This window comes from Micromonospora sp. II (assembly GCF_001709195.1).
In the GTDB taxonomy this organism is placed as follows: Bacteria; Actinomycetota; Actinomycetes; order Mycobacteriales; family Micromonosporaceae; genus Micromonospora; species Micromonospora chalcea.
This window is the reverse complement of record NZ_LYXF01000057.1, coordinates 19,717-46,623: the sequence shown is the minus strand read 5'-3', so window position 1 is coordinate 46,623 and position 26,907 is coordinate 19,717. Positions and strand designations below refer to the sequence as shown.

The window sequence follows — 26,907 nt, the reverse complement described above, 5'->3', positions numbered from 1 at the left end:
GCCCGCCCGTCAGAGGTGATCTCATGGCCTGGCTCGTACTGGTGCTCTCCGGACTCCTGGAGACCGCGTGGGCGATCGCGCTCGATCGCAGCGCCGGCTTCACCCGTCCCCTCCCCTCCGCCGTCTTCGGCGTCACGCTCGTCGGCAGCATGGCCGGCCTGGCGTACGCGCTGCGCGACATCCCGGTCGGCACCGGCTACGCGGTGTGGGTCGGCATCGGCGCGGTGGGCACCGCGCTGGTGGGCATGCTCGCGCTCGGCGAGCCGGTCAACCTGCCGCGCGTGGCCTGCCTGCTGCTGGTGGTCGCCGGCGTGATCGGATTGAAGTTGTTCGCCTGATCGATGCCGCATCCGGTTTGGACGACGCGGCGGCCGGGGTACCGGATCTTTCGTTGACCGGTAGCGAGATCACTCACGGAGGAACCCCATGGCCGACATCCACGCCAGCGCCCGTCCGCGTACCAACGCCGCCCGGATCTGCACGATCATCGCGTTCGTCTTCGCGGCTCTCGCGATCTTCCTGTCCCCGCTGATCTTCGGCGTCCTCGGCCTGATCCTCGGCATCGTCGGCGCCGTCCTCGGCGACAAGCCGCTGGGCTGGTACGCCGCCGCCGCGAGCGTGGTCGGCGCGATCATCGGCGCCGTGCTCGTCGCCGCGCTGCTCAACTGAGCCGGAAACCGCCGACGGCGGCTCCCACCTGACGGTGGGGGCCGCCGTCGTCCGTCGTGGGTCGTCAGTCCTCGCCGCCGCGCAGGCCGGCCAGGACCTCCTCCAGCTCGTCCGGCTTGACCAGCACGTCGCGGGCCTTGGAACCCTCGGACGGCCCGACCACGCCGCGGGTCTCCATCAGGTCCATCAACCGGCCCGCCTTGGCGAAACCGACACGCAGCTTGCGCTGGAGCATCGAGGTCGACCCGAACTGCGAGGTGACCACCAGCTCGACCGCCTGCACGAGCAGGTCCAGGTCGTCGCCGATGTCCTCGTCGATCTTCTTCTTGCTGTCCTGCGCCGGGGCGAGCACGTCCGGACGGAACTCCGGCTCCCGCTGGTCCTTGCAGAACTTGACCACGTCGGCGATCTCGCGCTCGGTGACCCAGGCGCCCTGGATGCGCTGCGGCTTCGACGCGCCCATCGGCAGGAACAGGCCGTCGCCGCGGCCCAGCAGCTTCTCCGCGCCGGGCTGGTCCAGGATGACCCGCGAGTCGGCGAGCGAGGAGGTGGCGAACGCGAGCCGGGACGGCACGTTCGCCTTGATCAGGCCGGTGACCACGTCCACCGAGGGCCGCTGGGTGGCCAGCACCAGGTGGATGCCGGCGGCGCGGGCGAGCTGGGTGATCCGGACGATGGAGTCCTCCACGTCGCGCGGCGCGACCATCATCAGGTCGGCCAGCTCGTCCACGATCACGAGCAGGTACGGGTACGGCCGCATCTCCCGCTCGCTGCCCGGCGGCGCCTTGATCTCGCCGTTGCGCACCTTGCGGTTGAAGTCGTCGATGTGCCGGACCCCGTTGGCGGCGAGGTCGTCGTAACGCATGTCCATCTCGCGGACGACCCACTCCAGCGAGTCGGCCGCCTTCTTCGGGTTGGTCACGATCGGCGTGACCAGGTGCGGGATGCCCTCGTAGCCGGTCATCTCGACCCGCTTCGGGTCGATCAGCAGCAGCCGCACCTCGTCCGGCGTGGCCCGGGTCAAAATGGACACAAGCAGACTGTTGAGGCAACTCGACTTGCCCGCGCCGGTGGCGCCCGCGATCAGGATGTGCGGCATCTTCGCGAGGTTGGCCACCACGTAGCCGCCCTCGATGTCCTTGCCGAGCGCCACCACCATCGGGTGGTGGTCGCTGGTCGCCTCGCGGGAGCGCAACACGTCGCCGAGCGACACGTTTTCCGGGTCGGTGTTCGGGATCTCCACGCCGACCGCGCTCTTGCCCGGGATCGGGCTGAGGATGCGCACGTCCGGCGACTTCACCGCGTACGCGATGTTGCGGGACAGCTGGGTGATCCGCTCGACCTTCACGCCCGGGCCCAGCTCCACCTCGTACCGGGTGACCGTCGGGCCGCGGGTGAACCCGGTGACCGCGGCGTCCACGTCGAACTGCTCGAAGACGCCGGTCAGCGCGGCGATCACCTCGTCGTTGGCCTTGCTCCGGCTCTTCGGCTTGGCGCCGCTGCCGAGCAGGTTCGCCGGCGGCAGCGTGTAGTCGCCGGCCAGCCCGGTGAGCGCGAGCTGCTCGGCGCGGGTGGGCAGCGGCGAGTGCTCCGGAGGCTCGACCGGCTTGCGGTTCGCCGGCACCCGCGGCGGCTTGCGCGGCAGCACGAGCGTCTCCTGGAGGTCGACGCCGGCCAGTTCGTCGTCCGGGTCCAGCGGCTCCAGCGGCGACGGCATCCGCTTCGCCGGCCGCTTACGGGCCGGTTTCGCCGCCGCCTCGGCCTCGGCTTCCTCCTCATCGTCCTCGGGCGCGGCCGGGTCGGCGCGCAGGCCGAGCCGCTCCGGGATCTTGTTGATCGGGGTCGCGGTGACCACGAGCAGGCCGAACACCAGCAGCAGAAGCAGCAGCGGCATCGCCACCCACGCGGTCACCGCCGACTTCAGCACGTCGCCCACGCCCGCGCCGATCAGGCCGCCGGCGTAGTCGCGCTGGACCTCGTCGACCGGGTTCTGCCCGATGTGCAGCATCGAGGCGGTCGCCAGCATCATCGAGCCCCAGCCCACCAGGCCGCGACCGCGGTGCTCGGGGTCGGCCGGGCTCCGCATCAGCCGCCACGCGCCGACCATGAACAGCACCGGAAGGATTATCGAGATGGCGCCGATGAACAGCCGTACGGTGTCGGCCAGGTGCCGGCCCACGGGCCCGGCGCCGCCGCCCCAGATGCCCACCGCGCTGAGGATGGCCAGGCCGAACAGCAGCAGCCCGGCGCCGTCGCGGCGGTGCTCCGGATCCAGCTCCCGGGTGGACGCGGCCTGCCGGCCGGCGGCCCGGAACGCCCAGCCCACCGTGTGGGCCAGTCCCATCCAGACGGCGCCCGCGGCGCGGCCGACGAACGCGGCCGGGGCCGGCCCGCGGCGCGCCGGCCGCCGCGCCGGTTTCCGCGCCGCCGCCTTCTTCGCCGGTTGCCGGGCGCGGTTGTTCGTGGTGCCACGCGGCGACGCGCCGCGCCGCCGGCTCGCCTGAGAGGTACGGCCCGCCATAGAGTCACGGTAACGGCGGCACCCGGTGGAACGCCGCTTTTCCGGGTCGTGTCCGCGCGTCGCAGCACGGGTCGGACCGTCGTTTGTGTTATTCGCCTCAGAAGGGATGCCCGATGGCGTCGCCGGAGATCGAGGACGGTCCGGACGGTCCGCTGACCGGACACCCCCAGGCGCTGCGCCCGCTGACCGGCGAGCTGATCGCCGCCGTGCTGGCCCACCGGGGGTACGCGGTGGTCGAGGAGCCCGACGGCGCGCTCGTGGGCCGCTGGGAACGGAACCTGATCTGGTTCCACCGCCGGGGCGCGGCAGGTGAGCTGCTCCAGGTACGCACCGTCGTGGCGCCGCACTTCGGCATCGAGCACGTGCCCGAGCTGCACGCCTTCTGCAACAGGTGGAACCACGACCGGCTCTGGCCCAAGGCGTACGTGCACGTGGCCGACGACGGGTCGGCCCAGATCTGCGGCGAGGTCACCACCGACCTGGAGCGCGGCGTCACACCGCACCAGCTCGACCGGCTGGTCGACTGCGGTGTCACCACCGGCTGTCAGCTGGCCGCCGCCGTCGCCGAGCTGACCGGCGGGACGCTCCGATGACCACGGCACGCGACCGGGGGCTGGCCGCCGCGCTCGCCGACGCCCGGGACCGGCCCGACGGCGAGGAGCGCTGCGCCGAGCTGGAGCGGATCGCCTCCCGCGCGGACGCCACCGGTGACCCGCGTACCGCCCTGTCGGCGCGGTTCGCGCTGGTCGAGGCGTACCTGCACCTGGGTGAGCGGTGGCGCGCGGTGGAGCCGGTGCGGCGGATGCGGGAGACGGTGGCCCGGCACCCCGGGCTGCTGGACGCCCGGCCCGACGAGCTGACCCGGCTGCGCCGGCACCAGCGGCAGGCGGTGGAGGCGCTGTTCGGCACGCCCCGGGTGGGCCTGGATCAGGCCCGGTCCCTGTTGGACACGCTCGCCGGGGAGCTGGGCGAGGACGCCGCGCCGGTCGCGGAGCTGCGCTGCCGCGTCGCCGACCACCTCGGCGACGAGCCGGCGGCCCGCCGGGCGTACGAACGCTGGTCGGCCGCCGACGCGACGGACCCGGTGGGTGGCTGTGCGGGGTGCGCCCCGGCGCGGCGGGCCGACCTGCTGGCCGGGTGGGGTGACCCGGAGGCGGCGCTGGCGGCGCTCGCGCCGGCGCTGACCGGCTGGGTCGAGCCGCAGGGGCCACCGACCCGGCGGGCCGAACGGCAGACCGCCGCGACAGTGGCGACGACCTGCACCGACCAGCCCGAACGGGCGCTCACCGTGGGACTGCTGCCGTGGCTGCGCACCGGCGCGGTGACCGAGGCGGCCCGGGCGCACGTACGCGCGTACCGCCGGCACCGCCGGGAACGGGCCGCGTTTCCGCTGCTCGCCGCGCACCTGCGCTTCTGCGCGCTGGGCGGCTACCTGCATCGCGGGCTGGAGGTGCTGACCGAGCAGCTGCCCCGGCTGGACCGCCCGGCCGACGACCTGTCCGCGATGGAGTTCGCCGCGGCCGGCGCGCTGCTCTGCGGGCTGGCCGCCGAGGCCGGGCTCGGCGGGCGGCGGATCCACCGCCCCGGGCACGGTTCCCGGCCGGCCGCCGAGGTGGACGTGGCGACACTCGGGGCGCAGCTCCAGGCGCTGGCCACGGCGCTCGCCGGCAGCTTCGACGCCCGCAACGGCACCGGGCACCAGTCCGGCCGGATCGCCTCGTGGCTGGCCGAGCGGCCGCTCGCCGCGCCGGTGTCGCTGGCCGCCGAGAGCGAGTTCGACGAGGAGCCGGAACCGGACCCGGCCGAGCCCGGCCCGCCCGGCCCGGAGGAGCCCGCCCCGCTGGACGCGGCGCTGCTCGCCGCCGCGCTCGACGCCCGGGGCGAGCCGTACTCGCCTGAGCCGGACGGCACACTCGTCGGCCGGTGGGGCGAGRCCACGATCCAGTTCCGCCTGCTCGGCCGCCACGGCGACGTGCTGCACGCCCGCGTGGTGGCGCAGCGGCGGCTGCCGGCCGAGCGGCGCGCCGAGGCGTACGCCTTCTGCAACGCCTGGAACCACGACCGGCTGCTGCCCGCCGCCTACGTGCACGAGCCCGGCGACGGAACGCTGGTGCTGGCCGCCGGCGTCTCCACGGACCTGTCCTGCGGGGTCGCCCCGGCGCAGCTGGAGGTGCTGGTGGCCGCGGCGGTACGCACCGGCGCGGCGTACGCCGAAGCGGTCGCCGCCCTGGCCTGAGCCGCCGAGCCGACCGGCCGGTCCGCGACGCGGCGCGGCCCCCGACCACCGGGCGGTGGTGGTCGGGGGCCGCGGTCCCGATGCGGCGGTCAGCGGGCGGAGAACGCCAGCGTGTACTCGCCGGAGCCGGACAGTCCGGCCACCCGGTACCGGTAGGCGCCGGCCGGGCCCTCGACGGTCAGCCGGGCCACACCGTCGGCGCTGGTGGCGCGGGCGACGGTACGGAACGCGCCGTTGGTGAAGCGTTGCAGCTCCAGCGTCACCCGGACGCCGTCCGGCGCGGCCAGGCACGCCTCCTGAGTGCCGCCGGGCACCCGGAAGAAGCGCCCGTCCGGCTGCACCTGGACCCGCCCGGCGGCGATCCGGCCGCTCCGGCTCACCTGGCCGGCGCACTCGGTGTCACCGGCCGGCGGGGTCGGCGGGACGGTCGCCGGCGGGGCGGTCTCCCCGCCACCGGCGGGCGGCTGCGTCGGGGCCGGCTGGCCACCGGCGGTGACGAGCGTGAGGTTGTTGCGCTGGAGGATCTCGTTGACCGGCTGGAAGAACGTGACCCCGCCCCGGGTGCAGTCGCCGGAGCCGCCGGAGGTGACGCCCTGCGCCTGGTCGCCGGAGAGCCACGCGCCGCCGGAGTCGCCCGGCTCGGCGCAGACGTTCGTCCGGGTCAGCCCGGTGACAGTCCCCTCCGGATAGTTGACAGTGGCGTTCTTGGCCTGGACCAGGCCGCAGCGGGTGCCGGTGGTGGAGCCGGACCGGCAGATCGAGGCCCCGACCGGCGCCTCGGTGGAGCCGTTGACCGCCACCGTGCGGCCGTCGCTGAAGTCGGTCACCACGCCCTGCGGCGTCCAGTCGCCGTTCACCCGCACGAACGCCCAGTCGTCGCCGGGGAACGAGGAGGCCGCGAACGTGCCCTGGGCGACCCGGTTGGATCCGGTGGTGCGGTCCCCCGGCCGGCCGCAGTGCCCGGCGGTGACGAATCCGCCCACCACCGAGAAGCCGACCGAGCAGCGGCCGGCGTTGTTGATGAAGAAGGCGTCGCCGCCCCGCACGTCGAACAGCGGGCGCGGGGCCTCGTCGGCGGTGCGTACCCGGACCATCGCGGTCTTCGACCCAGCGGCCGCGGCGAACCGGCGGCCGTCGGCCTCCGCGCCCGGACGGGCGACCACCACCACCGTGTTGTCGGTCACGTCGACGTACCAGCCGGCGATGTCCGGGCTGGCCGCGCCGCCCGCCGCGTCGAGCCGGGACTTCACCGCGTCCAGCTCGGCGACGCCCCGGGCGACCCGCTTCGGGACCGCGCCGGCCGCCTTGACCCGCGCCTCGCCGGCCGCGTCGGCCACCGCCACGGTGAGCGTCGCGCCGTCCGCGCTGAGCCAGCTGCCCCCGTAGCCGGCACCGAGTTCCGCACGCAGCCGGGTGACCGTGCCGGCCGCCCACCGCTCGGTGCGCAGCCGCTTCACCGCCTGGTCACGGGTGAGGGAGAGGTCGCGACCCATCGCGTCCAGGACCTCCGGGGCGACGCCGTCGGTGGCCGGCGCGGCCCGCCGGGGTTCCTCGCCGGCGAACGACGGTACGGTCACCGCCGCCGTCAACCCGGCCGCCGCCACCAGTACGCCGATGGCTGTCATCCGTCTGCGGTCCATCCGCCACGCTCCTCCCGGCCGGCGCAGGGGCACGCCGGCCGTCCCGGAGTACGGAGACGGACGCCGATCGGATGAGGGTGAGCGGAGGGTTTCGACGCGGCGTGTCGGGACGTACCCGGAAAGCGACGGCGCCGGCCCACCGTGGACGGTGGACCGGCGCGCGGCGCGGTCGGGTCAGACCTCGACGACTGTCGGGACGATCATCGGCCGACGGCGGTACGCGTCGTTGACCCAGCGTCCGACGGTGCGGCGGACGATCTGCTGGAGCTGGTGCGGGTCGGTGATGCCGTCCGCGGCGGCCCGGTTCAGCGCCTCGGTGACCAGCGGAACCACCGCGTTGAAGGCGGCCGGGTCCTCGGAGAAGCCCTTCGCCGAGACGGTCGGCCCGGCGACCACCTTGCCGGTGACCGAGTCGACCACGACCGTCGCGGCGATGAAACCGCCGTCGCCGAGGATCCGCCGCTCGGTGAGCAGCGACTCGCTGACGTCGCCGACGGCGAGGCCGTCGACGTAGACGTACCGGCTCTTGACCCGGCCGACCAGGCTGGCGCGGCCCTCGACCAGGTCGACCACGTCGCCGTCCTCGCAGAGCACGACCCGGTCCGGCGCGACGCCGGACTCGATGCCGAGCCGGGCGTGCGCCCGCAGGTGCCGCCACTCGCCGTGCACCGGCATCAGGTTGCTCGGGCGGACGACGTTGAGCAGGTAGAGCAGCTCGCCGGCCGGGGCGTGGCCGGAGACGTGCACCTTCGCCACGTCCTTGTGCACCACCACGGCGCCGGCGCGGGCCAGCCGGTTGATCACCCGGTAGACCGAGGTCTCGTTACCGGGCACCAGCGAGGACGCCAGCACCACGGTGTCGCCGGGCGCGATGGTGATGTGCCGGTGGTCGCCGCTGGCCATCCGGCCCAGCGCGCTCATCGGCTCGCCCTGCGAACCGGTGGACATCAGCACGATCTGCTCGGGCGGCAGGTTCGTGGCCTCCTCGATCCCGACCACCAGGCCGGGCGGGATGTTCAGCAGGCCCAGGTCGCGGGCGATGCCCATGTTGCGGACCATGGACCGGCCGATCAGCGCCACCTTGCGGCCGTGCTCGACCGCCGAGTCGAAGACCTGCTGCACCCGGTGCACGTGCGAGGCGAACGAGGCGACGATGATCCGCCCCTTGGCCTTCGCGAAGATCGAGTCGAGGACCGGGCCGATCTCCTTCTCCGGCGTGACGAAGCCGGGGATCTCCGCGTTCGTCGAGTCCGACAGCAGCAGGTCGACGCCCTCGGCGCCGAGCCGGGCGAACCCGGCCAGGTCGGTGATCCGCCCGTCCAGCGGAAGCTGGTCCATCTTGAAGTCGCCGGTGTGCAGCACCAGGCCGGCGGGCGTACGGATGGCCACCGCCAGCGCGTCCGGGATCGAGTGGTTCACCGCGAAGAACTCGCACTCGAACGGGCCCAGCCGTTCCCGGCCGCCCTCCCGCACGGTCAGCGTGTACGGCTGGATCCGCCGCTCGGCCAGTTTCGCCTCGACCAGCGCGAGCGTGAACTGGGAGCCGACGAGCGGGATGTCCGGCTTGTGCGCGAGCAGGTACGGCACCGCGCCGATGTGGTCCTCGTGGCCGTGCGTGAGCACGATCGCCTGCACGTCGGCCAGCCGGTCCAGGATCGGGCCGAAGTCGGGCAGGATCAGGTCCACGCCCGGCTGCTCGACGTCGGGGAACAGCACCCCGCAGTCGACGATGAGCAGCTTGCCGTCGTACTCGAAGACGGTCATGTTCCGGCCGATGGCGCCGAGTCCGCCGAGCGGGATGATCCGCAGGCCGCCCTCGGGCAGCGGCGGGGGCAGCTCACCCTCGATGTGCGCCTCGGTCACGCGTCACCTCATTCTGCGACGCCGTCGCGCGGCGTCCGTCGTGTCGTTTGTTCATTCGGGCAGGGGCAGGCCCGCCGCCGCGCAGTCGGCGCGCAGCTGGGCCAGTTCGTCGCCGGTGGCGTCCACCAGCGGCGGTCGCACCGGGCCGGCCGGGCGGCCCTGGGCCGCGAGACCCGCCTTGACCAGGATCGTGCCCTGGGTGCGGAAGATGCCGGTGTAGAGCGGCAGCAACTGCCGGTGCAGCGCGAGCGCCCGGGCGTTGTCGCCCGCCTCGAACGCCTCGATCATCTGCTTGGTCGGCGCGCCGGTGAAGTGGGTGGAGGTGCCGACCACGCCGACCGCGCCGATCGACAGCATCGGCAGGGTGAGCGCGTCCTCGCCGCTGTAGAACGCGAGGTCGCTGCGGGCCAGCACCCAGGAGGTGGCGGTCAGATCGCTCTTGGCGTCCTTCACTGCCACGATGCGGCCGTGCTCGGCCAGCTTCACCAGCGTCTCGGTGGCGATCTCCACGCCGGAGCGGTGCGGGATGTCGTAGAGCATGACCGGCAGGCCGGTGGCGTCCGCGACGGTGGTGAAGTGACGCAGCAGCCCGGCCTGCGGCGGCTTGTTGTAGTAGGGCGTCACCACCAGCAGGCCGTGCGCGCCGGCCTTCTCGGCCTGGGTGGCCAGCTCGACTGTGTGCCGGGTGTCGTTGGTGCCCACCCCGGCGACGATGCGGGCCCGGTCGCCCACCGCCTCGGCCACGGCGCGGATCAGCGACTCCTTCTCCGCGTCGGTGGTGGTCGGTGACTCACCGGTGGTGCCGTTGAGGACCAGCGCGTCGTTGCGCTGCTCGTCCACGAGGTACTCGGCCAGCCGGGCGGCGCCGGCGAGATCGAGCCCGCCGTCCGGCGTGAACGGGGTCACCATGGCCGTCATCACTCGCCCGAACGGGCGCGACGCGCCCCGGCTCGGGGCGGCGGAGTGGTCGTGCGTCATGCTCACAACCTAGCGGACGACCACCGGTGACCCGGCGGCGAAGGGCGACAGGTCACTCGGCGTACGGGGACGCCGCCACCTCGGTGCCGTCGGGCAGGGTGGAGATCTCGAAGTCGGCGAACACGTTCGGCGCGACGCTCTTGAGCTGCCGCAGGCACTCCACCGCCAGCTCGCGGATCTCCACGTCGGCGTGCTCGGTGGCGCGCATCTTGACGAAGTGCCGCCACGCGCGGTAGTTGCCGGTCACCACGATCCGCGTCTCGGTGGCGTTCGGCAGCACCGCCCGCGCCGCCTGGCGCGCCTGCTTGCGGCGCAGCGTCGGGTTGGGCTCGTCGGTGAAGCGGGCCTCCAGCCCCTCCAGCAACTCGGTGTACGCCCGCACCGCCGCGTCGGTGGCCTCGACGAACTTCTTGTGCAGCTCCGGGTCGTCGGCGATCACCGACGGCTCGACCATCGCCGCGTCCCGCTCCGGCACGTAGCGCTGGGAGAGCTGCGAGTAGGAGAAGTGCCGGTGCCGGATCAGCTCGTGCGTGAACGACCGCGACACGCCGCTGAAGTAGAAGCTCACCGAGCCGTGCTCCAGCACGCTCAGGTGGCCGACCTCCAGGATGTGCGCCAGGTAGCCCGCGTTGGTGGCGGTGGCCGGGTTCGGCTTCTTCCAGCTCTGGTAGCAGGCCCGGCCGGCGAACTCGGCGAGCGCCTGCCCGCCGTCGGCGTCGGTGGACCAGGGCACCTCTTCGGGCGCCTGGAACTGGGTCCACGCGATCAACTTGACCTGGGGCTGCACCATCTCCGGCATTCCTGGGACTGTAGTTGGCCCTCGCCCGACGCGGAAATCGGGCGCGCGGCCGACCTGCCGCCCAGCTCAGCCCGGGTGTCCAAGATCTCCCGGCCCTCGCGTCAGCGCGGTCCCTCGGCGGGAGGCTAGACGTAGAGCGAGGTGAAGGGCGCCCACGGCAGGTTGCGGGCCACCGAGAAGACCCCCCAGGCGGCCAGGAACAACCCGATCGCCTTGGGGCTGAACCGCGGCTCGGGCAGCTTCCAGCCGAACGCCCGGTTGCCGGCCCAGGTCACGAAGAGCCAGCTCAGGAACGGCAGCGCGAACACGAACAGGAAGTGGTGCCGGGCGGCGGCCGGCAGGTCGCCGTGCAGCACGTACCAGAGCGCGCGGGTGCCGCCGCAGCCCGGGCAGTCGAGCCCGGTGGTGAGCTTGAGCAGGCAGGTCGGACGGGCGTCCGGGTCGCTCTGCGTCGGGTTGCTGATCATCGCGTACGCCAGACCGAGGACGACGCAGCCGAGCGCGGCCAGCGGCACCGCCCAGCGCGGGGCGCGGGCGTGCAGGCGCAGGACCATACGGGTGAACCGGTCGGTCTCGACCGGCTGGTACGCGACCGGGTACGGCCCCTGCCACGGCCCGTCGGGAGCGTGCGGCCCAGCGTGGACGTGCGGCTCACTGTGGGCGTGCGGGTCGGGCTCGGTGGCAGGCCGGTCAACGCTCGTCACGCGCTCACCGTACACCGGCCACGCCCACCAGCGCGGCGGCCAGCGGCCCCGCGAGGTCGCCTGCGGCGGGCGGGGCGACCGCGTCCAGGCCGAGCCACCCGGCCAGCCGGTACAGCTCGGCGGCGAGCGCCACAGCGGTCTCCCCCGGGTCGGCGCCCGGCTCGACCCAGGCGGCCGGCACCAGCAGCACGCCGGCCTTCCGGTCGGCCTTGAGGTCGACCCGGGCGGTGAAGCGCTCGCCCTGGCGGAACGGCAGCACGTAGTAGCCGTACACCCGCTGCGGCGCGGGCACGTAGATCTCGATCCGGTAGGTGAAGCCGAACAGCCGCTCCGTGCGCGCCCGCTCCCAGACCAGCGGGTCGAACGGGCTGACCAGCGTGTTCCCGCGTACCCAGCGGGGCATCCGGGCGTCGGCGTGCAGATAGGCGGGGTGCCGCCAGCCCTGCACGGTGACCGGGGTCAGCTCGCCCGCCTCGACCAGGTCGGCCACCGCCTGCCGCGCCCCGGCCACCGGCAGCCGGAAGTAGTCGCGCAGCTCCGGCTCGGCGGCCACGCCGAGGCAGCGGGCCGCGATCGAGACGAGCGTCCGGTACGCCTCGGCGTCGGTCGGGGTGGGCGCGTCCAGCACGGCGGCCGGGAGCACCCGCTCGGGCAGGTCGTAGCGGCGGGCGAACGAGTTGGTGCGCTCGGCGGCGGTGACCTCGCCGGCCCAGAACAGGAACTCCAGCGCCCGCTTCACGGCGGACCAGTTCCAGCCCCAGTTGCCGGTCTCCCGTGGCGCGTCGTGCTCGATCTCGGCCGCGGTCAGCGGCCCCCGGGCGGCCACCTCGTCACGGACCCAGGCGACCAGCCCGGGCTGCTCCTGGGCGATCCGGCGCATGCCGCCCCACGCCTCGTCGCGGGCCTTCGCCATCCGCCAGCGCAGCGCCGGGTGCAGCCCGACCGGCACCAGCGACGCCTCGTGCGCCCAGTACTCGAACAGCTCACGCGGGCGGCGGTAGGCGGCGGTGTCCAGCAGCGCGGTCGGGTAGGGCCCGAGCCGGCTGTAGAGCGGCAGGTAGTGCGCCCGCTGGAGCACGTTCACCGAGTCCATCTGGATCAGCCCGACCCGGTCGAGCACCCGGCGCAGGTGCCGCCGGGTGGGCACGCCGGCAGGCGCCGGGTCGGCGAAGCCCTGGGCGGCCAGGGCGATCCGGCGGGCCTGGGCGAGGGAGAGCGATTCCGGTACGGCCATCGCCGGCGACCCTAATCCAGCGGTACGACACCGGGAGCGGCGGCTGGACCGATCGCCCGTCTGGGCATAGAACGGACAGATGCTCACCATTCGCCGGGAGGAACCGGACGACGCCGAGGCGATCGCCCGGGTGCACGTCCACGGATGGCAGTCCGGTTACGCCGGGATCATGCCCACGGAGGTGCTGGCCCGGCTGAACCCGGCCGCCTGGGCCCAGCGCCGCCGCGACCTCGGCACCGCCGACCCGGAGCACCCGTTCACCACGCTCGTCGCCGAGGACGGCGGCACGATCGTCGGGTTCACCACGTTCGGGCCGTACCGGAACAACCAGGACCGCGGCGACCTGGACCCGGCGCACGGTGAGCTGTTGGCGATCTACGTGGAGCCCGCGTACTGGGGTTCGGGTGTCGCCCGGACGCTGCTCGCGGCGGCCCGGGACGGCCTGGCCGAGCGGGGCTGGACCGGGTACCGGCTCTGGGTGCTCGCCGACAACGCCCGGGCGCGCCGCTTCTACGAGCGGGCCGGGCACTCACCGGACGGCGAGGAGTCCACCTATCCGGTGCCGCTGTCCGGCGGACTCCCCCCGCTCCTGCTCCGCGAGCTGCGCTACACCGCCGGAGGCTGACCCGGCCGGGACCTCCCCGCCGGGACGCCCACCGCCGTCCGGGGTGAGCCAGCGCCGGATCGGCAGCCCCAGCAGCAACGCCAGGCTGATCCACACGTACGTGTTGCTGCCGAGGAAGCCGTCCACGCCGGTGAAGTCCTTCTCCCAGGCCCAGACGATCCGGCTGCACAGCAGCGCGTACCCGATCAACGCGGCGGCCAGCAGCAGACGGCGCCGCCGGCTGCGCGCGGGCGCCGCCATGCCGTTGTCCACGAGCAGGATCAACCCGGGCAGCAGCCACACCAGGTGGTGCACCCAGGTGACCGGGCTGACCAGGCACATCACGGCGCCGGTCAGGGCCAGGCCGGTGGCCTCGTCGCCGGCGGCCACCGCCGCCCGCGACCGCCACGCCCACACCACGAGCGTCAGGAGTACGAGCGCCAGCCAGGCGATCGTGCTGGGGTGCTGCGGGTCGAGCCGGGCCACCACCCCGCGCAGCGACTGGTTGGAGACGAACGCCAGTTCACCGACCCGGTCGGTGTTCCACAGCGCCTCGGTCCAGAACTCCCGGGAGGCGTCCGGGAAGAGACCGGCGGCCACGAGCGTGGCGACGGCAGCCGTGCCGACCGACGTGGCGGCGGCCCGCCAGCGGCCGGTGACCAGCAGGTAGACGATGAAGATGCCGGGCGTCAGCTTGATCGCGGTGGCCAGGCCGATGCCCACGCCCGCCCAGCGGCTGCGGGCCGGCAGCAGCCACAGCAGGTCCACCGCCACCAGGAACAGCAGCAGCATGTTGACCTGGCCGAAGTTGACCGTCTCGCGCATCGGCTCGTACGCGGCGGCCAGGCACAGCGCGACGGCGAGGGCGAACCAGCGGGTCCAGCCGGAGCGGCGGGCCACCGGGTCCAGCAGCCGCCAGATCACCACGGCGCTCGCCAGCACCGTGAGCGTCACGCTCACCACGATCGCGGCGTTCCACGGCAGGTACGCCATCGGCAGCATCACCAGCGCGGCGAACGGCGGGTAGGTGAAGCCGTACTGGGTGCCGGGGCGCAGGAAGTCGTAGATCTCCCCGCCGTCACGCGCCCAGTAGGTGAGCGCGCCGTAGTAGACCTGCAGGTCGAAGAAGCCGTGCCGCACCGCCGCCACGGACAGGAACACGGTGACCGCCGCGGCGAGCGCCGCCACGGCGACGGCCTGCGTGATCGTGCGCCCGGCACCCTGCGCCACCGTCACCCTCCTCGCCCTGCGTAGGCTCACGTGCCATGGCTGCAGGCTACGTCCGGCCCGCGCGTCCCGAGGACGCCGGCGAGATCGCACGCGTCCAGCTCGCGACCTGGCGGGTCGCGTACCGCCGGATCCTGCCCCGGCACGTGCTCGACAACCTGGACGAGGCGTACCTCGCCCGGCGGTGGAGCGCGGCGGTGCAGGAGCCCCCCTCGGGCGCGCACCGGGTGCTGGTCGCCGTCGAGGAGGCGGCGCAATCCTATCTGGTGGGGTTCATCGCCTCCGGTCCGGCCGACGCCGAGGCGCTGGCTCCCGGTGAGCCGGCCGACGCGCTCGCGTCGGGCGTCGCGGCGGTGACCGACCTGCTGGTGGAGCCCCGGTGGGGGCGGCGCGGGCACGGCAGCCGGCTGCTCGCCGCGGCGGTCGAGCACTGGCGCGCCGACGGGCTGACCCGGGCGGTGGCGTGGGCGTTCGACGCCGACGCGGCGACCCGCAACTTCCTCGGCTCGACCGGCTGGGAGCCGGACGGCGCGACCCGCGCGCTGGACGTGGACGACATGCTCGTCCCCCAGCTCCGCTTCCACGTGGCGGTCCCGGAATCCGCTGACGAAAATCCTTCAGCCGACCGATGAGTTCCCGCCCGGCCGCCGGTCCACCCTCACGTGGGTGGGCCGGCGGTCCCGGCACGGGGCAGGACCGCCACCCCACCCCCTCACCGCACCACCCCACCCCCACCGCGTCGATCATGAAGTTGGCGGCAGTCGGGGAGATCGAAAAGGCCGCCAACCTCATGATCGACCGGGGGCAAGCTCGGGGGTGAGGGTCAGGCTGGGGGGAGGAGCTCGGCTACCAGTTCGTCGTCCTCGAACGCGCCTGTGGGGTGGAAGCCCAGGGACGTGTAGAGGGCGGCGGCGGGCTTGTTGTCGGGGTGGTAGCTCAAGCGGATCGGCCGGCCCGCCTCGGCGAGCCGGTCGGCGATCGTCCGCACCGTCGCGCGGCCCAGCCCCCGGCCCTGCTCGGCGGCGTCGATCACCATGCCGCCGATCCAGCGCGACTCGTCGTCGTCCACGCCCCACATGACATGGCCGACGACAGTCTCGTCGGCGTAGACAGCCAGCGAGTTCCAGACGTCCGAGCGCTCGGTGAGCAGCAGGTAGCGGGCGGCCAGCGCGAACACGAAGGCGCGCTGGTCGTCACGCGGGGCGACGTCGGCGACGGCCCGCCAGTTGTCGTCGTCCACCGGCCGCAGCGTCACCCGGCGGCCGGTGCGGTCGGAGTGCCCGGAGTCGATCATGGAAAGCAGCCTAGGTCGACGCCCCCGACCAGGCAAAACGGTTTCCCGCAGCAGGCCGGGGGCACACCGCGGCAGTCAGTCCAGCAGGGCGTCCAGGCCGACCGTCAGACCGGGCCGGCGGCCCACCTCGCGGACCGCGAGCAGCACGCCGGGCATGAACGACACCCGGTCGAACGAGTCGTGCCGGATGGTCAGCGTCTCACCGGTGGTGCCGAACAGCACCTCCTGGTGGGCGACCAGGCCGGTGGCGCGCACCGCGTGCACGCGTACCCCGTCGATGTCGGCGCCGCGGGCGCCGGCCACCTCGTCGCGGGTGGCGTCCGGCACCGGCCCGAGCCCGGCGTCGGCGCGGGCCGCGGCGATCAGCCGAGCCGTGTGGGTGGCGGTGCCGCTCGGCGCGTCCAGCTTGCGCGGGTGGTGCTGCTCGATGATCTCGACCGACTCGAAGTGCCGGGCCGCGCGCGCGGCGAACTGCATCATCAGTACCGCGCCGATGCCGAAGTTGGGGGCGATCACCACGCCCACGCCGGGACGGCCGGCCAGCCACTCGCGTACCTGGTCGAGCCGCTGCTCGGTGAAGCCGGTGGTGCCGACCACCGCGTGCACGCCGTTCTCGACGCACCAGCGCAGGTTGTCCATGACCGCGTCGGGGGTGGTGAAGTCGACGACCACCCCGGCGCCCGCCCGGGCCACAGCGTCCAGGTCGTCGCCCTGGTCGACTGCCGCGACCAGCTCCAGGTCGGCGGCGGAGTCGACCGCCTTGCAGACCTCCATGCCCATCCGGCCCCGGGCACCAAGCACACCGACCCGGGCCACCGTCTTCTGCTGCTCAGTCACGGCCCACAACCTATCCCAGCCCGCACGGCGCGGTCCGGCGGACCGCACCGACGCCCGGCATCCGGCGAACCGGCGCGGCCGACACCCGGCCGACCGGACCGCCGCCGCTCAGCGGTCGACGGTGAAGCTGCCGGAGTCGAACGGGCCCACCACGGCCAGCGACATCGGCCGGCCGAGCAGCTCGGCGGCGAGCGTGTTCACGTCGTCGAGGGTCACCGCGTCCACCCGGGCCAGCAGGTCGTCCACCGGCATCAGGTTGCCGTAGAGCAGCTCGCCCTTGGCGAGCCGGCTCATCCGCGAGCCGGTGTCCTCCAGCCCGAGCACGAACGAGCCCTTGCTCATCCCCTTGCCCCGGGCCAGTTCCGCCTCGGTGATCCCCTCGGCGGCGACCCGGGCCAGCTCGGCGCGGGTCAGGTGCAGCACCTCGTCCACCTTGCCCGGAGCGCAACCGGCGTAGACGGCGAACACGCCGCTGTCGGCGTACTGGCTGGCGTAGGAGTAGACCGAGTACGCGAGGCCGCGCTGTTCCCGGATCTCCTGGAACAGCCGGCTGGACATGCCGCCGCCGAGCACGTTGTTGAGCACGCCGAGGGCGAAGCGCCGCTCGTCGGTGCGGTCGATGGCCGGGCAGCCGAGGACGACGTGCGCCTGCTCGGTCTCCTTCGGCTCGACGAGCGTGGTGGCCGGCTTGGTGCGTACCCCCGGGGTGGACGGGCGGTGCGACGCCGGCGCCGCCGGGTCGGTGTCCAGCGGGGTGCCGCGCAGCGCCTGCCGGACCAGCTTGACCACCGCGGCGTGGTCGAGGTTGCCGGCGGCGGCGATCACGATCCGCGGCGGGGTGTAGCGGCGGCGGTAGAAGCCCTGGATCTGCCGCCGGCTCATCGGCGTGACGGTCTCCTCGGTGCCGGAGATGAGGCGGCCCAGCGGGTGGTCGCCGTAGACGGCGCGGGTGAACAGGTCGTGCACCTCGTCGCCGGGCTCGTCGTCGTGCATGGCGATCTCTTCGAGGATGACGCCGCGCTCGGTCTCCACGTCGGACGGGGTCAGCACCGAGTCGGCGACCAGGTCGCACATGACGTCGATGGCCAGCGGCAGGTCCTCGTCCAGCACCCGCGCGTAGTAGCAGGTGTATTCCTTCGTGGTGAAGGCGTTGGTCTCGCCGCCCACCGCCTCGATCTGGGACGAGATCTCCAGCGCGCTGCGCTTGTTGGTGCCCTTGAACAGCAGGTGTTCCAGGAAGTGCGCGGCGCCGGCCTGCGGGCCGGTCTCGTCGCGCGAACCGACCGCCACCCAGATGCCGAACGACACGCTGCGCATGGCCGGGATCGCCTCGGTCAGCACCCGCAGCCCGCTGGGCAGCACGGTACGGCGGACGGTGCCGCCGAGCGGGTCGTCGCTGAGCGTCCGGGTGACCGCGCGGGCGGCCGAACCCGGCCCGGTCGACGTCACCCCCCGTCCCGTCGAGGCGGCTGACGAACTCACGAGCACCTGCTCTCCGGATGACGAGGGACGGCGGGACGTACGACGGCTCCAGCTCGCGCAGGCGACCTGGAGCCGTGGTCCGGCCCGGGTGACGCGGACGTCACCCGGGCCGGCGGTGGATCAGCTGTGCCGGGTCCGGCGACGCGGACGGGACTCGCCGCCGCCCTCGCCGCCCTCGGAGCGGCGCTCGCCGCGCTCCCGGTCGCCACCCCGGTCACCCCGGTCACGCGGGCCGCGGTCGCCGCCGCGGTCCCGGCCCGACGGACGGTCGCCACCCTCGGCGGCGGCCGGCGCCTCGGCGCCCTCCGGGCGGATCTTGTCCAGGTAGATCTTGCCGCGGGCGTCGATGTCCGCGATCTCCACCTCGACCTTGTCGCCGACGTTGAGGAAGTCCTCGACCTTCTCGACCCGCTTGCCGTCGCCCACCTTGGAGATGTGCAGCAGGCCGTCGCGGCCCGGCAGCAGCGAGATGAAGGCACCGAACGCGGCGGTCTTCACCACGGTGCCGAGGAACCGCTCGCCGACCTTGGGCAGCGTCGGGTTGGCGATGCCGTTGATCCGGTCCACCGCGGCCTGGGCCGCCGGCCCGTTTGTGGCGCCGACGTAGATCGTGCCGTCGTCCTCGATGGAGATCTCGGCGCCGGTCTCGTCCTGGATCGCGTTGATGGTCTGGCCCTTCGGGCCGATCACCATGCCGATCTTGTCGACCGGGATCTTCACGGTGGTGACCCGCGGCGCGTAGTCCGACATCTCGGCCGGCGCCTCGATGGCCCGCTGCATCACGTCGAGGATGGTCTGCCGGGCCTCGTGCGCCTGCTGCAGCGCGGCGGCCAGCACGTCCGACGGGATGCCGTCGAGCTTGGTGTCGAGCTGGAGCGCGGTGACGAAGTCCCGGGTGCCGGCGACCTTGAAGTCCATGTCGCCGAACGCGTCCTCGGCGCCGAGGATGTCGGTCAGCGTCACGTACTGGGTCTTGCCGTCGACCTCGTCGGAGATGAGGCCCATGGCGATGCCGGCGACCGGCGCCTTCAGCGGCACACCGGCGGAGAGCAGGCCCAGCGTCGAGGCGCAGACCGAACCCATCGAGGTGGAGCCGTTGGAGCCGAGCGCCTCGGAGACCTGCCGGATGGCGTACGGGAACTCCTCGCGCGAGGGCAGCACCGGGATCAGCGCCCGCTCGGCGAGCGCGCCGTGGCCGATCTCGCGCCGCTTCGGCGAGCCGACCCGGCCGGTCTCACCGGTCGAGTACGGCGGGAAGTTGTAGTTGTGCATGTAGCGCTTGCGGTTCTCCGGGGACAGCGTGTCCACCATCTGCTCCATGCGCAGCATGTTCAGCGTGGTGACGCCCAGGATCTGGGTCTCGCCGCGCTCGAACAGCGCCGAGCCGTGCACCCGCGGCAGCACGCCGACCTCGGCGGTCAGCGGGCGGATGTCACGCGGGCCGCGGCCGTCGATGCGGACCTGCTCGCGCAGCACCCGGTTGCGGACCTCGGACTTGGTCAGCGAACGGAACGCGGCGGACAGCTCCTTCTCGCGGCCCTCGAAGCGGCCGGTCAGCTCCTCGGCGACCTTGGCCTTGATCCGGTCCAGGGCCTCCTCGCGGTCGGCCTTGCCGGCGATCTTCAGCGCCTCGGCGACCTCGGCGCGGGCCACCTCGGCCACCGCGTCGTACGCGTCGTCCTGGTAATCCAGGAAGATCGGGAACTCGGCGACCGGCTTGGCGGCCACCTCGGCCAGCTCGCTCTGCGCCCGGCACAGCTCGCGGATGGCCGGCTTGGCGGCCTCCAGGCCGCTGGCCACGATCTCCTCGGTCGGCGCGGTGGCGCCGCCCGAGATCAGGGTCACCGCGTTCGGGGTGGCCTCGGCCTCGACCATCATGATCGCGACCTCGCCGTCGGCCAGGGTGCGGCCGGCCACGACCATGTCGAACGTGGCCCGCTCCAGCTCCTCCAGGGTCGGGAAGGCGACCCACTGGCCGTCGACGTGCGCGACCCGGGTCGCGCCGATCGGGCCGGAGAACGGCAGGCCGGACAGCTTGGTCGACATCGAGGCGGCGTTGATCGCCACCACGTCGTACGGGTGCTGCGGGTCGAGCGCCAGCACCGTCTCGACGACCTGGACCTCGTTGCGCAGGCCCTTGACGAACGACGGGCGCAGCGGCCGGTCGATCAGCCGGCAGGTGAGGATGGCGTCCTCGCTGGGCCGGCCCTCACGGCGGAAGAACGAGCCGGGGATCCGGCCCGCGGCGTACATCCGCTCCTCGACGTCCACGGTCAGCGGGAAGAAGTCGAACGACTCGCGCGGCTGCTTGCCGGCCGTGGTGGCGGAGAGGACGACCGTCTCGCCGAGCTGGGCGACGACGGAGCCGGCGGCCTGGCGGGCCAGGCGGCCGGTGGAGAAGGTGATCTCACGGGTGCCGAAGGACCCGTTGTCGATCACCGCGGTGCGGGATTCGGTGCCGAGGTTGGTCTCGGTCATGTGCTGTGGTGCTCCTTCGCGTCGTCGGCCGACGACACGGGAACTGCTCAGGCGGCCGGTCTTCGATCGAAGCGCCCGGGTGGGCCGGCGTCGTGCCGGGATGCCCGGGGGCCACTACCGGAGACCGGTGCTGACCGGCTCCCTCTTCGGGTGTCGCGCGGCCGGGTTCTTCGGTGGTACTGCAACGGGGGAGCGGCCAGGCGGCCACTCCCCCGTCAGGTCATCGGCGCAGGCCGAGCCGCTCGATGAGCGACCGGTAGCGGTTGATGTCCTTCTTCTGGACGTAGTTCAGCAGCCGGCGGCGCCGGCCGACCAGCAGCAGCAGCCCACGGCGGCTGTGGTGGTCGTGCTTGTGCACCTTCAGGTGCTCGGTGAGCTCAGCGATCCGCTTGGTCAGGACCGCGACCTGCACCTCGGGCGAGCCGGTGTCGCCCTCGGCGGTCGCGTACTCCTGGCGGATCTTGGCCTTGGCTTCCTGGTCGAGCGCCATGTTCTCCCTGTTTCGTGGGTCATTCGATGAGGTCCGGAGCGGTCGTGGTGACCGGTGCAACGGACCGGTTCCTCGCACCCGCGGCGTCGTGCAGGCACGCGAGGCCCCCGTCGGTCAGCCGACGTCTCCGCCAGCCTACCAGCCCCCGGGCCGGACGGCCGGTCAAGGTCGCCCGAGCGGGTCAGGACACCGCCCGGCGGGTGCGCTCCACGTCCTCGGCGATCTGGGCCACCAGCGGCTCGATCGCGTCGTACGTCCGCTGCTCGCGCAGGTGCGCCACGAAGTCCAGGGCCAGCCGCTCGCCGTACAGGTCGCCGGTGAAGTCCAGCGCGTACGCCTCCACCCGCCGTTCCCGGCCGGAGAACGTCGGGTTGGTGCCGATCGACACGGCCGCGGCGAGCGGTTCGCCGTCGCGGCGCACCAGGCGGGCCGCGTACACGCCGTCGGCGGGCACCGCCGCGTACCTGTGGGTCAGCAGGTTGGCGGTGGGGTAACCCAGCTCACGTCCGCGCTGGTCGCCGCGGACCACCACGCCCTCGACCCGGTGCGGGCGGCCGAGCGCCGCCGCCGCCGCGCCCACGTCGCCCGCGTCGACGCAGGACCTGATGTACGTGGAGGAGAAGACCGTCCCCGCCTCGGCGACCAGCGGCGCGCCCTCGACGGCGAAGCCGAAGGTGCGGCCGAGCCGTTCCAGCAGCGGCACGTCCCCGGCCGCCCGGTGCCCGAACCGGAAGTTGTCGCCGACCACCACGAGCGCGGCGTGCAGGTGCTCGACCAGGACGTCGTGCACGAACGCCTCGGGTGGCAGCCGGGAGAACTCGACCGTGAACGGCACCACGCAGAGCACGTCCACGCCGAGCGCCTCGATCAGCTCGGCCTTGCGCGCCGGCTCGGTGAGCACCGCCGGGTGCGAGCCCGGGCGCACCACCTCGGCCGGGTGCGGGTCGAACGTCACCACCACCGACTTGACGCCCAGCTCCCGGGCGCGCGCCACGGTGTGCCCGATGGTGGCCTGGTGCCCCCGGTGCACGCCGTCGAAGACGCCGATGGTGACCACCGAGCGTCCCCAGCCGCCGGGCGCCGCCTCGTACCCCCGCCACCGCTGCATGCCGTTCCTCCCCTGTCCGCCCGCGCCGTTCAGGCCGGGGCCAGCACGATCTCCGCGCGGGCCCGACCGTCCCGCTCGCTGACGATAGCGATCAGCCCGCCCGCCGGGTCGAAGACCGCGTACGGCCCGGTGATCCCGGCCGGGGTCAGCGGCCCGCCGTGGGAGAGCACCCGGGTCTCGTCGGCGGTGGCGTCCCGGCGCGGGAAGAACCGCGCGGCGGCGGCGTCCAGCGGCAGGTTCACCACGTCGGGCGCGCGCTGCTCCAGCTGGTCGAGCGTGGCCGCCTCGGCGAGCGTGAACCCGCCCACCGCGGTGCGGCGCAGCGCGGTGAGGTGGCCGCCGACGCCGAGCGCGGCCCCCGCGTCGCGGGCCAGCGCCCTGATGTACGTGCCGGACGAGCAGGTCACGTCCACGTCCACGTCCACCACGTCCGGGGCGTCCCGGCGGATGTCCCGCACGTCCAGCCGGGAGACGGTGACCCGGCGGGCGGGCAGCTCGACCGTCTCGCCGTCACGGACCCGCTTGTACGCCCGCTGGCCGTTGATCTTGATGGCGCTGACAGCGCTCGGCACCTGGTCGATCTCGCCGGTGAGGGCGGCCAGCGCGGCGCGTACCCCGTCGTCGGTGACCGCGCCGGCCGGGGTGGTCGCGACCACCTCGCCCTCGGCGTCGTCGGTGACGGTGGCCTGCCCCAGCCGGATCGTCGCGGCGTAGCTCTTGCCGGCGCCGATCACGTACGTGAGCAGCCGGGTCGCCCGGCCCACCCCGATCACCAGCACGCCGGTGGCCATCGGGTCCAGCGTGCCGCCGTGCCCCACCCGGCGGGTACGGGCCAGCCGGCGGATCCGGGCCACGACGTCGTGCGACGTCATGCCGCCGGGCTTGTCGACCACGATCAGACCGTCTGTGCTCACGACCGCCAAGCCTGCCAGACGGCGCCGATCCTCCCTGCGGGGGATACCGCCCTGCTTCGGCGGGGTGTCAAGATCGTGCGCCCCCGCCCCGTCTGCCCGGGAAGTCCGATGACCGATCACCGTTCCGTCCCCGATCCCCACGCCACCGATCGCCCGTCGGAGGACACGCTGGGACGGGTACCCGAGTGGCTGCGCCAGCCCGCGCCCGAGGTCGAGCCGGGCCGCGGCGACCGCCTGCGGATCGCGCTCGGCGGGCACTCCGGCAAGCTGCTCGGCGGCGTGGTCGTGCTGGCGCTGCTCGCGTTCTTCGGGCTCGTCGGCGGCCTCGGCTACCAGGGCTTCCAGCGCTGGCGGGAGCCGCCCGCCGAGCACCCCACGGTGAGCCTGCCGGTCGGTGAGCAGGCGTCCTCGTCGGCCTCGCCGCCACCGGCCGCCGGCCCCTTCGACGGCACCCCGGCAGCCGGCTTCCCCGAGGGCACGGCCGGGATCGCGCTGCCCCGGGCCAAGCGGACCGGCGCGTTCACCGAGAAGCAGGTGGCAGACACGCTGGCCAAGGTACGCAAGGCGCTGATCACCGCCCGGCTGGACCGCACGTTCTTCACCGCGAAGGACCCGGAGCGGCTGGTCCGCCAGTTCGCCCCGGACGCGCGGGCCGGCGTACGGGACGACTTCCCCACCGGCGAGGCGGGCACCTACTCGACCCGGCTCGCCCCCGGCGCCCGGCTCACCGACGACGAGCCCCGGGTCAAGGGCCGGATCAGCTACCGGGCGACGAAGGACCGGGACGGCATCCGCATCCTGGAGGTGACCACGAACTTCGTCTGGGCGTACGCGTTCTCCACCACCCGCCCCGCCCCGGGCGCCGGCGTGGTGGTGGTCCACGACACGGTGAAGTGGAGCATGCCGCACCCGGCCGACGTGACCACCGCCTCCGCCGGGCTGTGGATCGAGCGGGCCGACTCGTACGCCTCCAACATCGACTGCGTCGCGCTGGACAAGGGGCTGCTCGCGCTGGGCCGGCCCTCGCTCGCCGGTCCGGCCGACCCGGACCCGGACGCGGTCTTCGACCCGGACAAGACGGTCGACCTGCCGGACACCTGCTGACCCGCCCACCTCACCACGCCACCCCGCGGCAGGAGCCCCCGATGAGCGACGCCCCGCCACCGCACCGCGCCCGGGTCGACCTGCCGGACTGGATGCGCAATCCGGAGCCGCCCCGCCGTACGCTCGGCCGCCGCCTGTCCGGCCTGGTCGACGGTGTGCCGGCGCTGGCGGCGGCGCGCCACCGGATGTGGGCCTGGCAGGGCCGGACCCGGTTCGGCGAGCGGCACCCCACGATGGCCGCGATCGGGTCGTTCGTGTTCGTCCTGGTGACCGCGACGCTGCTGGTCGTCGGCACGCTCTACCTCGGGTGGGCGATCCGGCAGGGGCGGATCTGACCGGCACGGAAACGGGACAGCGGGATCGGCGGCGGAGTGCAATGATCATGCGCCCCCTGGCCCTGCACCCCTCTGGAACGCCGCATGAGCACCGAAGACGGAACCACGCCGCCCGAGCCGGATCCCTACGCCGTCGCCTCCCGGGGCGCGGAGATCCAGCTGCCGAGCTGGATGACCGGAGCGGACGCGGACGTCCCGCTGACCCGCGGCGAGCGCTTCCGCATGGTCTGGTCGCGGCAGCGCGGCAAGCGCCGCGTCGCCTTCGTGGTGGTGCTGGCGCTGGCGCTGATCGGCGGCACTGTCGTGCTCGGCCGGGTCACCGTGGACCGGGTGCGGTCCGGCACCGCCGCCGCGGCGTCGGCCGAGGCCAGCCCGTCGCCGGTGCCGCTCAGCCGGGTGGGCGAGCCGCGCGACCTGTTCGCGGGGACCATCGGCGCGGACTTCGCGGTGGGTGAGGCCGGGATCGTCCTGCCGGAGGCCACGGCGCGGCCGCCGTTCACCGCCCGCGAGGTGGCCGCGGCGCTGACCCGGGTCCGGGCCGCGCTGGTCCAGGCCCGGCTCGACCTGTCCATGATCCTCGGCGACACGGAGCCGTTCCTGGCGCTGCTGGCGCCGGCCGCGCGCGCTCAGCTGCGTACCGACTTCGAGGACTTGTCGTTCGTGAACTACGCCACCCGGATCGGCTCGCAGGACAGCGCGGACGAGATCCGGGTCCGGGGTGAGATGCGCTACCGGGCCGTCACCRGCGACGACGGCCGGCCGATCCTGCGGATCACCACAGAGTACGTCTGGATGTACGCGTTCGACGTGCCGCGGACGACACCGGGCCGGGCCGGGATCGCCGCCATCCGTGACCGGGTCGTCTGGGAGGTCCCCCACCCCGAAGGGTTGCCGGCGGCGAAGCGCGGGCTCTGGCTCGTCTCCGCGCAGGCGAGCACGAACAACGTCGACTGCGCCCGGCTGGACGAGGGCTTCTTCGTGGTCGAGCCGTGGATGGGCGGTCCCGGCTCGTTCCAGCCCTGCTGACCCGGCGTCAGCGGACCGCGCCGACCACCGCCCACGCGCCCGAGCGCATCCGCAGCAGCAGGCCGGCCAGCCGCAGCACCACGAACAGCGTCAGCCCGGCCCAGATCCCGCCCAGCCCGAGTTCCAGCCCGTACGCCAGCCAGATCGCCGGCAGGAACCCGCCGAACGCGCACACGATGGTGAGGTTGCGCAGGTAGCGCACGTCGCCCGCGCCGATCAGCACCCCGTCGAGCGCGAACACCACGCCGCCGATCGGCTGGAGCGCGACGAACCAGGGCCAGGCCGTCATGGCCTGCTCGCGTACCTGCGGATCGGAGCTGAACCACGACGGCACGACGCCGGCGCCGGCGGCGATCAGCACCGCGAAGGCCACGCCGCACAGCCCGCCGAGCAGCGCGACGCGGCGGGCCAGGAACCGCGCGCCGGCCGCGTCGCCGCCGCCCAGCGCGGCGCCGACCAGCGACTGCGCGGCGATGGCCAGCGCGTCGAGCACCAGCACGGTGAAGAACCACAGTTGCAGGGCGATCTGGTGCGCGCCCACCGCGGCGGCGCCGAAGCGGGCCGCGACGGCGGTCGCGGACAGGAAGCTGGCCTGGAACGCGACACCGCGCACCAGCAGGTCCCGGCTGAGCACGAGCTGCTGACCGATCACCCGGGGCCGGGGCCGCAGCGAGACCCGCTCGCGCACCAGCGCGGCCGCGAACAGGACGCCGGAGAGCGTCTGCGCGATCGCGTTCGCCACCGCCGAGCCGACCAGCCCGAGCCCGGCCGGATAGACCAGCAGCGGGCAGAGCACCGCGGAGAGCAGGTTGGGGCCGAGCACGAACAGCAGCGGCCGGCGGGTGTCCTGGATGCCGCGCAGCCAGCCGTTGCCGGCGGCGGCGAGCAGCAGGCCGGGCGCGCCGAGCGCCGCGACCCGCAGCCATCCGGCGGCGGCGTCGGCCACCTCGCCGGGGCCGCCGACGAGGGTACGCGCCAGCGCGCCCCCGCCGATGCCGATGGCGACCGCCACCAGCACACCGGTGGCCAGCGCGAGCCAGGACGCCTGCACGCCCTCGGCCACCGCGGCGGCCCGGTCCCCCGCCCCGAAGCGGCGGGCCGAGCGCCCGGTGGTGCCGTACGCGACGACGGTGCCGACCCAGGCGGTGAGCGTCATGACGGTGCCGCCGACGGCGAGCGCGGCCAGCGGCACCCGCCCGAGGTGACCCACCACTGCGGTGTCGACCAGGACGTAGAGCGGCTCGGCGGCCAGCACCACGAGGGCGGGCAGCGCGAGCGTGGCGATCCGCCGGGGTGTGGCGGCGGTGGCGGGGGCGGCAGTCGTGCTCATCGACGCCGATCCTGGCACGCTCCCGGTAAGGTCC

The 26,907-nt window shown here is 73.9% G+C and carries 25 protein-coding genes; 9 read left to right on the top strand and 16 right to left on the bottom strand.

Going from position 1 to position 26,907, the window contains the following annotated elements; genetic code table 11:
- Positions 1–23: 23 nt before the first annotated feature.
- Entirely contained in the window at positions 24–338 is a 315-nt protein-coding gene (locus A8711_RS23515; RefSeq protein ID WP_043325778.1) for a multidrug efflux SMR transporter, read from the top strand.
- A gap of 88 nt (positions 339–426) precedes the next feature.
- A complete protein-coding gene (locus A8711_RS23510) occupies positions 427–669 on the top strand; it encodes a hypothetical protein (RefSeq protein WP_043325780.1) in 243 nt (80 codons plus the stop codon).
- A 64-nt stretch (positions 670–733) separates the two neighbouring features.
- On the opposite strand, the gene A8711_RS23505 is transcribed toward A8711_RS23510, so the two are convergent.
- Positions 734–3,190, bottom strand: coding sequence for a DNA translocase FtsK (locus A8711_RS23505; protein WP_043325782.1), 2,457 nt, complete (start codon positions 3,188–3,190; stop codon positions 734–736).
- Between the two features lie 113 nt (positions 3,191–3,303).
- On the opposite strand from A8711_RS23505, the gene A8711_RS23500 reads away from it, so the two are divergent.
- On the top strand, positions 3,304–3,783 hold the full coding sequence (locus A8711_RS23500) for a YbjN domain-containing protein (RefSeq protein ID WP_043325784.1): 480 nt from the start codon (positions 3,304–3,306) through the stop codon (positions 3,781–3,783).
- On the top strand, positions 3,780–5,426 hold the full coding sequence (locus A8711_RS23495) for a YbjN domain-containing protein (protein ID WP_069089336.1): 1,647 nt from the start codon (positions 3,780–3,782) through the stop codon (positions 5,424–5,426). The genes A8711_RS23500 and A8711_RS23495 overlap by 4 nt, the downstream gene beginning before the upstream one ends.
- A gap of 89 nt (positions 5,427–5,515) precedes the next feature.
- Here A8711_RS23495 and A8711_RS23490 read toward each other — a convergent pair whose 3' ends face one another.
- The 6 genes from A8711_RS23490 to A8711_RS23465 form a co-directional block, all read right to left on the bottom strand.
- Positions 5,516–7,066: a S1 family peptidase gene (locus tag A8711_RS23490; RefSeq protein WP_064447093.1), complete on the bottom strand. Its 1,551-nt coding sequence runs from the start codon at positions 7,064–7,066 to the stop codon at positions 5,516–5,518.
- A 174-nt stretch (positions 7,067–7,240) separates the two neighbouring features.
- Complete coding sequence (locus tag A8711_RS23485) at positions 7,241–8,929, bottom strand: ribonuclease J (RefSeq protein WP_043325788.1); 1,689 nt, start codon at positions 8,927–8,929, stop codon at positions 7,241–7,243.
- 51 nt (positions 8,930–8,980) lie between these two features.
- Complete coding sequence (gene dapA, locus A8711_RS23480; RefSeq protein WP_043325790.1) at positions 8,981–9,907, bottom strand: 4-hydroxy-tetrahydrodipicolinate synthase; 927 nt, start codon at positions 9,905–9,907, stop codon at positions 8,981–8,983.
- A gap of 52 nt (positions 9,908–9,959) precedes the next feature.
- A complete protein-coding gene (gene thyX, locus A8711_RS23475) occupies positions 9,960–10,697 on the bottom strand; it encodes an FAD-dependent thymidylate synthase (RefSeq protein WP_043330542.1) in 738 nt (245 codons plus the stop codon).
- 134 nt (positions 10,698–10,831) lie between these two features.
- Positions 10,832–11,425 (bottom strand): DUF2752 domain-containing protein, encoded by a 594-nt coding sequence (locus tag A8711_RS23470; protein WP_069089335.1) that lies wholly within the window; start codon positions 11,423–11,425, stop codon positions 10,832–10,834.
- A complete protein-coding gene (locus tag A8711_RS23465) occupies positions 11,415–12,644 on the bottom strand; it encodes a winged helix-turn-helix domain-containing protein (RefSeq protein ID WP_043325793.1) in 1,230 nt (409 codons plus the stop codon). Before A8711_RS23465 ends, A8711_RS23470 begins: the two co-directional genes overlap by 11 nt.
- A 79-nt stretch (positions 12,645–12,723) precedes the next feature.
- On the opposite strand from A8711_RS23465, the gene A8711_RS23460 reads away from it, so the two are divergent.
- Entirely contained in the window at positions 12,724–13,269 is a 546-nt protein-coding gene (locus tag A8711_RS23460; RefSeq protein ID WP_069089334.1) for a GNAT family N-acetyltransferase, read from the top strand.
- Here A8711_RS23460 and A8711_RS23455 read toward each other — a convergent pair.
- Entirely contained in the window at positions 13,174–14,478 is a 1,305-nt protein-coding gene (locus A8711_RS23455; RefSeq protein ID WP_069089518.1) for a glycosyltransferase family 87 protein, read from the bottom strand. The genes A8711_RS23460 and A8711_RS23455 overlap by 96 nt on opposite strands.
- A 35-nt stretch (positions 14,479–14,513) precedes the next feature.
- Between A8711_RS23455 and A8711_RS23450 the strand changes: the two genes are divergently transcribed.
- On the top strand, positions 14,514–15,107 hold the full coding sequence (locus A8711_RS23450) for a GNAT family N-acetyltransferase (protein WP_064447090.1): 594 nt from the start codon (positions 14,514–14,516) through the stop codon (positions 15,105–15,107).
- 191 nt (positions 15,108–15,298) lie between these two features.
- Here the strand turns inward: A8711_RS23450 and A8711_RS23445 are convergent, their stop codons facing one another.
- The 7 genes from A8711_RS23445 to truB form a co-directional block, all read right to left on the bottom strand.
- Positions 15,299–15,769, bottom strand: a complete 471-nt coding sequence (locus tag A8711_RS23445; RefSeq protein ID WP_069089333.1) for a GNAT family N-acetyltransferase — start codon at positions 15,767–15,769, stop codon at positions 15,299–15,301.
- A 75-nt stretch (positions 15,770–15,844) separates the two neighbouring features.
- Positions 15,845–16,606: a 4-hydroxy-tetrahydrodipicolinate reductase gene (gene dapB / locus A8711_RS23440; RefSeq protein WP_069089332.1), complete on the bottom strand. Its 762-nt coding sequence runs from the start codon at positions 16,604–16,606 to the stop codon at positions 15,845–15,847.
- Positions 16,607–16,714: 108 nt separating this feature from the next.
- Complete coding sequence (locus A8711_RS23435) at positions 16,715–18,055, bottom strand: pitrilysin family protein (RefSeq protein ID WP_199495900.1); 1,341 nt, start codon at positions 18,053–18,055, stop codon at positions 16,715–16,717.
- A 153-nt stretch (positions 18,056–18,208) separates the two neighbouring features.
- Entirely contained in the window at positions 18,209–20,566 is a 2,358-nt protein-coding gene (locus tag A8711_RS23430) for a polyribonucleotide nucleotidyltransferase (RefSeq protein WP_043325800.1), read from the bottom strand.
- Positions 20,567–20,786: 220 nt separating this feature from the next.
- A complete protein-coding gene (rpsO, locus tag A8711_RS23425) occupies positions 20,787–21,056 on the bottom strand; it encodes a 30S ribosomal protein S15 (protein ID WP_013284678.1) in 270 nt (89 codons plus the stop codon).
- 181 nt (positions 21,057–21,237) lie between these two features.
- Positions 21,238–22,164, bottom strand: coding sequence for a bifunctional riboflavin kinase/FAD synthetase (locus tag A8711_RS23420; RefSeq protein WP_030503409.1), 927 nt, complete (start codon positions 22,162–22,164; stop codon positions 21,238–21,240).
- A gap of 29 nt (positions 22,165–22,193) precedes the next feature.
- Positions 22,194–23,078, bottom strand: a complete 885-nt coding sequence (gene truB, locus A8711_RS23415; protein WP_043330544.1) for a tRNA pseudouridine(55) synthase TruB — start codon at positions 23,076–23,078, stop codon at positions 22,194–22,196.
- 108 nt (positions 23,079–23,186) lie between these two features.
- Between truB and A8711_RS23410 the strand changes: the two genes are divergently transcribed.
- The 3 genes from A8711_RS23410 to A8711_RS23400 all read left to right on the top strand — a co-directional run bounded on the left by A8711_RS23410 (position 23,187) and on the right by A8711_RS23400 (position 25,543).
- Positions 23,187–24,182 carry a hypothetical protein gene (locus tag A8711_RS23410; protein WP_043325802.1) on the top strand — a complete coding sequence of 332 codons (996 nt, stop codon included), beginning with the start codon at positions 23,187–23,189 and terminating at the stop codon, positions 24,180–24,182.
- Between the two features lie 41 nt (positions 24,183–24,223).
- Complete coding sequence (locus tag A8711_RS23405) at positions 24,224–24,517, top strand: hypothetical protein (RefSeq protein WP_043325804.1); 294 nt, start codon at positions 24,224–24,226, stop codon at positions 24,515–24,517.
- 84 nt (positions 24,518–24,601) lie between these two features.
- Positions 24,602–25,543: a hypothetical protein gene (locus A8711_RS23400; RefSeq protein WP_069089331.1), complete on the top strand. Its 942-nt coding sequence runs from the start codon at positions 24,602–24,604 to the stop codon at positions 25,541–25,543.
- A gap of 7 nt (positions 25,544–25,550) precedes the next feature.
- Here A8711_RS23400 and A8711_RS23395 read toward each other — a convergent pair whose 3' ends face one another.
- Positions 25,551–26,873 carry an MATE family efflux transporter gene (locus A8711_RS23395; protein WP_069089330.1) on the bottom strand — a complete coding sequence of 441 codons (1,323 nt, stop codon included), beginning with the start codon at positions 26,871–26,873 and terminating at the stop codon, positions 25,551–25,553.
- Positions 26,874–26,907: the final 34 nt, after the last annotated feature.

Coding starts and splice junctions, on each gene's coding strand:
- A8711_RS23515 (WP_043325778.1), top strand. CDS start 24: ATGGCCTGGCTCGTACTGGTGCTCTCCGGACTCCTGGAGACCGCGTGG.
- A8711_RS23510 (WP_043325780.1), top strand. CDS start 427: ATGGCCGACATCCACGCCAGCGCCCGTCCGCGTACCAACGCCGCCCGG.
- A8711_RS23505 (WP_043325782.1), bottom strand. CDS start 3,190: ATGGCGGGCCGTACCTCTCAGGCGAGCCGGCGGCGCGGCGCGTCGCCG.
- A8711_RS23500 (WP_043325784.1), top strand. CDS start 3,304: ATGGCGTCGCCGGAGATCGAGGACGGTCCGGACGGTCCGCTGACCGGA.
- A8711_RS23490 (WP_064447093.1), bottom strand. CDS start 7,066: ATGGACCGCAGACGGATGACAGCCATCGGCGTACTGGTGGCGGCGGCC.
- dapA (WP_043325790.1), bottom strand. CDS start 9,907: ATGACGCACGACCACTCCGCCGCCCCGAGCCGGGGCGCGTCGCGCCCG.
- thyX (WP_043330542.1), bottom strand. CDS start 10,697: ATGGTGCAGCCCCAGGTCAAGTTGATCGCGTGGACCCAGTTCCAGGCG.
- A8711_RS23465 (WP_043325793.1), bottom strand. CDS start 12,644: ATGGCCGTACCGGAATCGCTCTCCCTCGCCCAGGCCCGCCGGATCGCC.
- A8711_RS23460 (WP_069089334.1), top strand. CDS start 12,724: ATGCTCACCATTCGCCGGGAGGAACCGGACGACGCCGAGGCGATCGCC.
- A8711_RS23450 (WP_064447090.1), top strand. CDS start 14,514: ATGGCTGCAGGCTACGTCCGGCCCGCGCGTCCCGAGGACGCCGGCGAG.
- A8711_RS23445 (WP_069089333.1), bottom strand. CDS start 15,769: ATGATCGACTCCGGGCACTCCGACCGCACCGGCCGCCGGGTGACGCTG.
- A8711_RS23430 (WP_043325800.1), bottom strand. CDS start 20,566: ATGACCGAGACCAACCTCGGCACCGAATCCCGCACCGCGGTGATCGAC.
- rpsO (WP_013284678.1), bottom strand. CDS start 21,056: ATGGCGCTCGACCAGGAAGCCAAGGCCAAGATCCGCCAGGAGTACGCG.
- A8711_RS23420 (WP_030503409.1), bottom strand. CDS start 22,164: ATGCAGCGGTGGCGGGGGTACGAGGCGGCGCCCGGCGGCTGGGGACGC.
- A8711_RS23410 (WP_043325802.1), top strand. CDS start 23,187: ATGACCGATCACCGTTCCGTCCCCGATCCCCACGCCACCGATCGCCCG.
- A8711_RS23405 (WP_043325804.1), top strand. CDS start 24,224: ATGAGCGACGCCCCGCCACCGCACCGCGCCCGGGTCGACCTGCCGGAC.
- A8711_RS23395 (WP_069089330.1), bottom strand. CDS start 26,873: ATGAGCACGACTGCCGCCCCCGCCACCGCCGCCACACCCCGGCGGATC.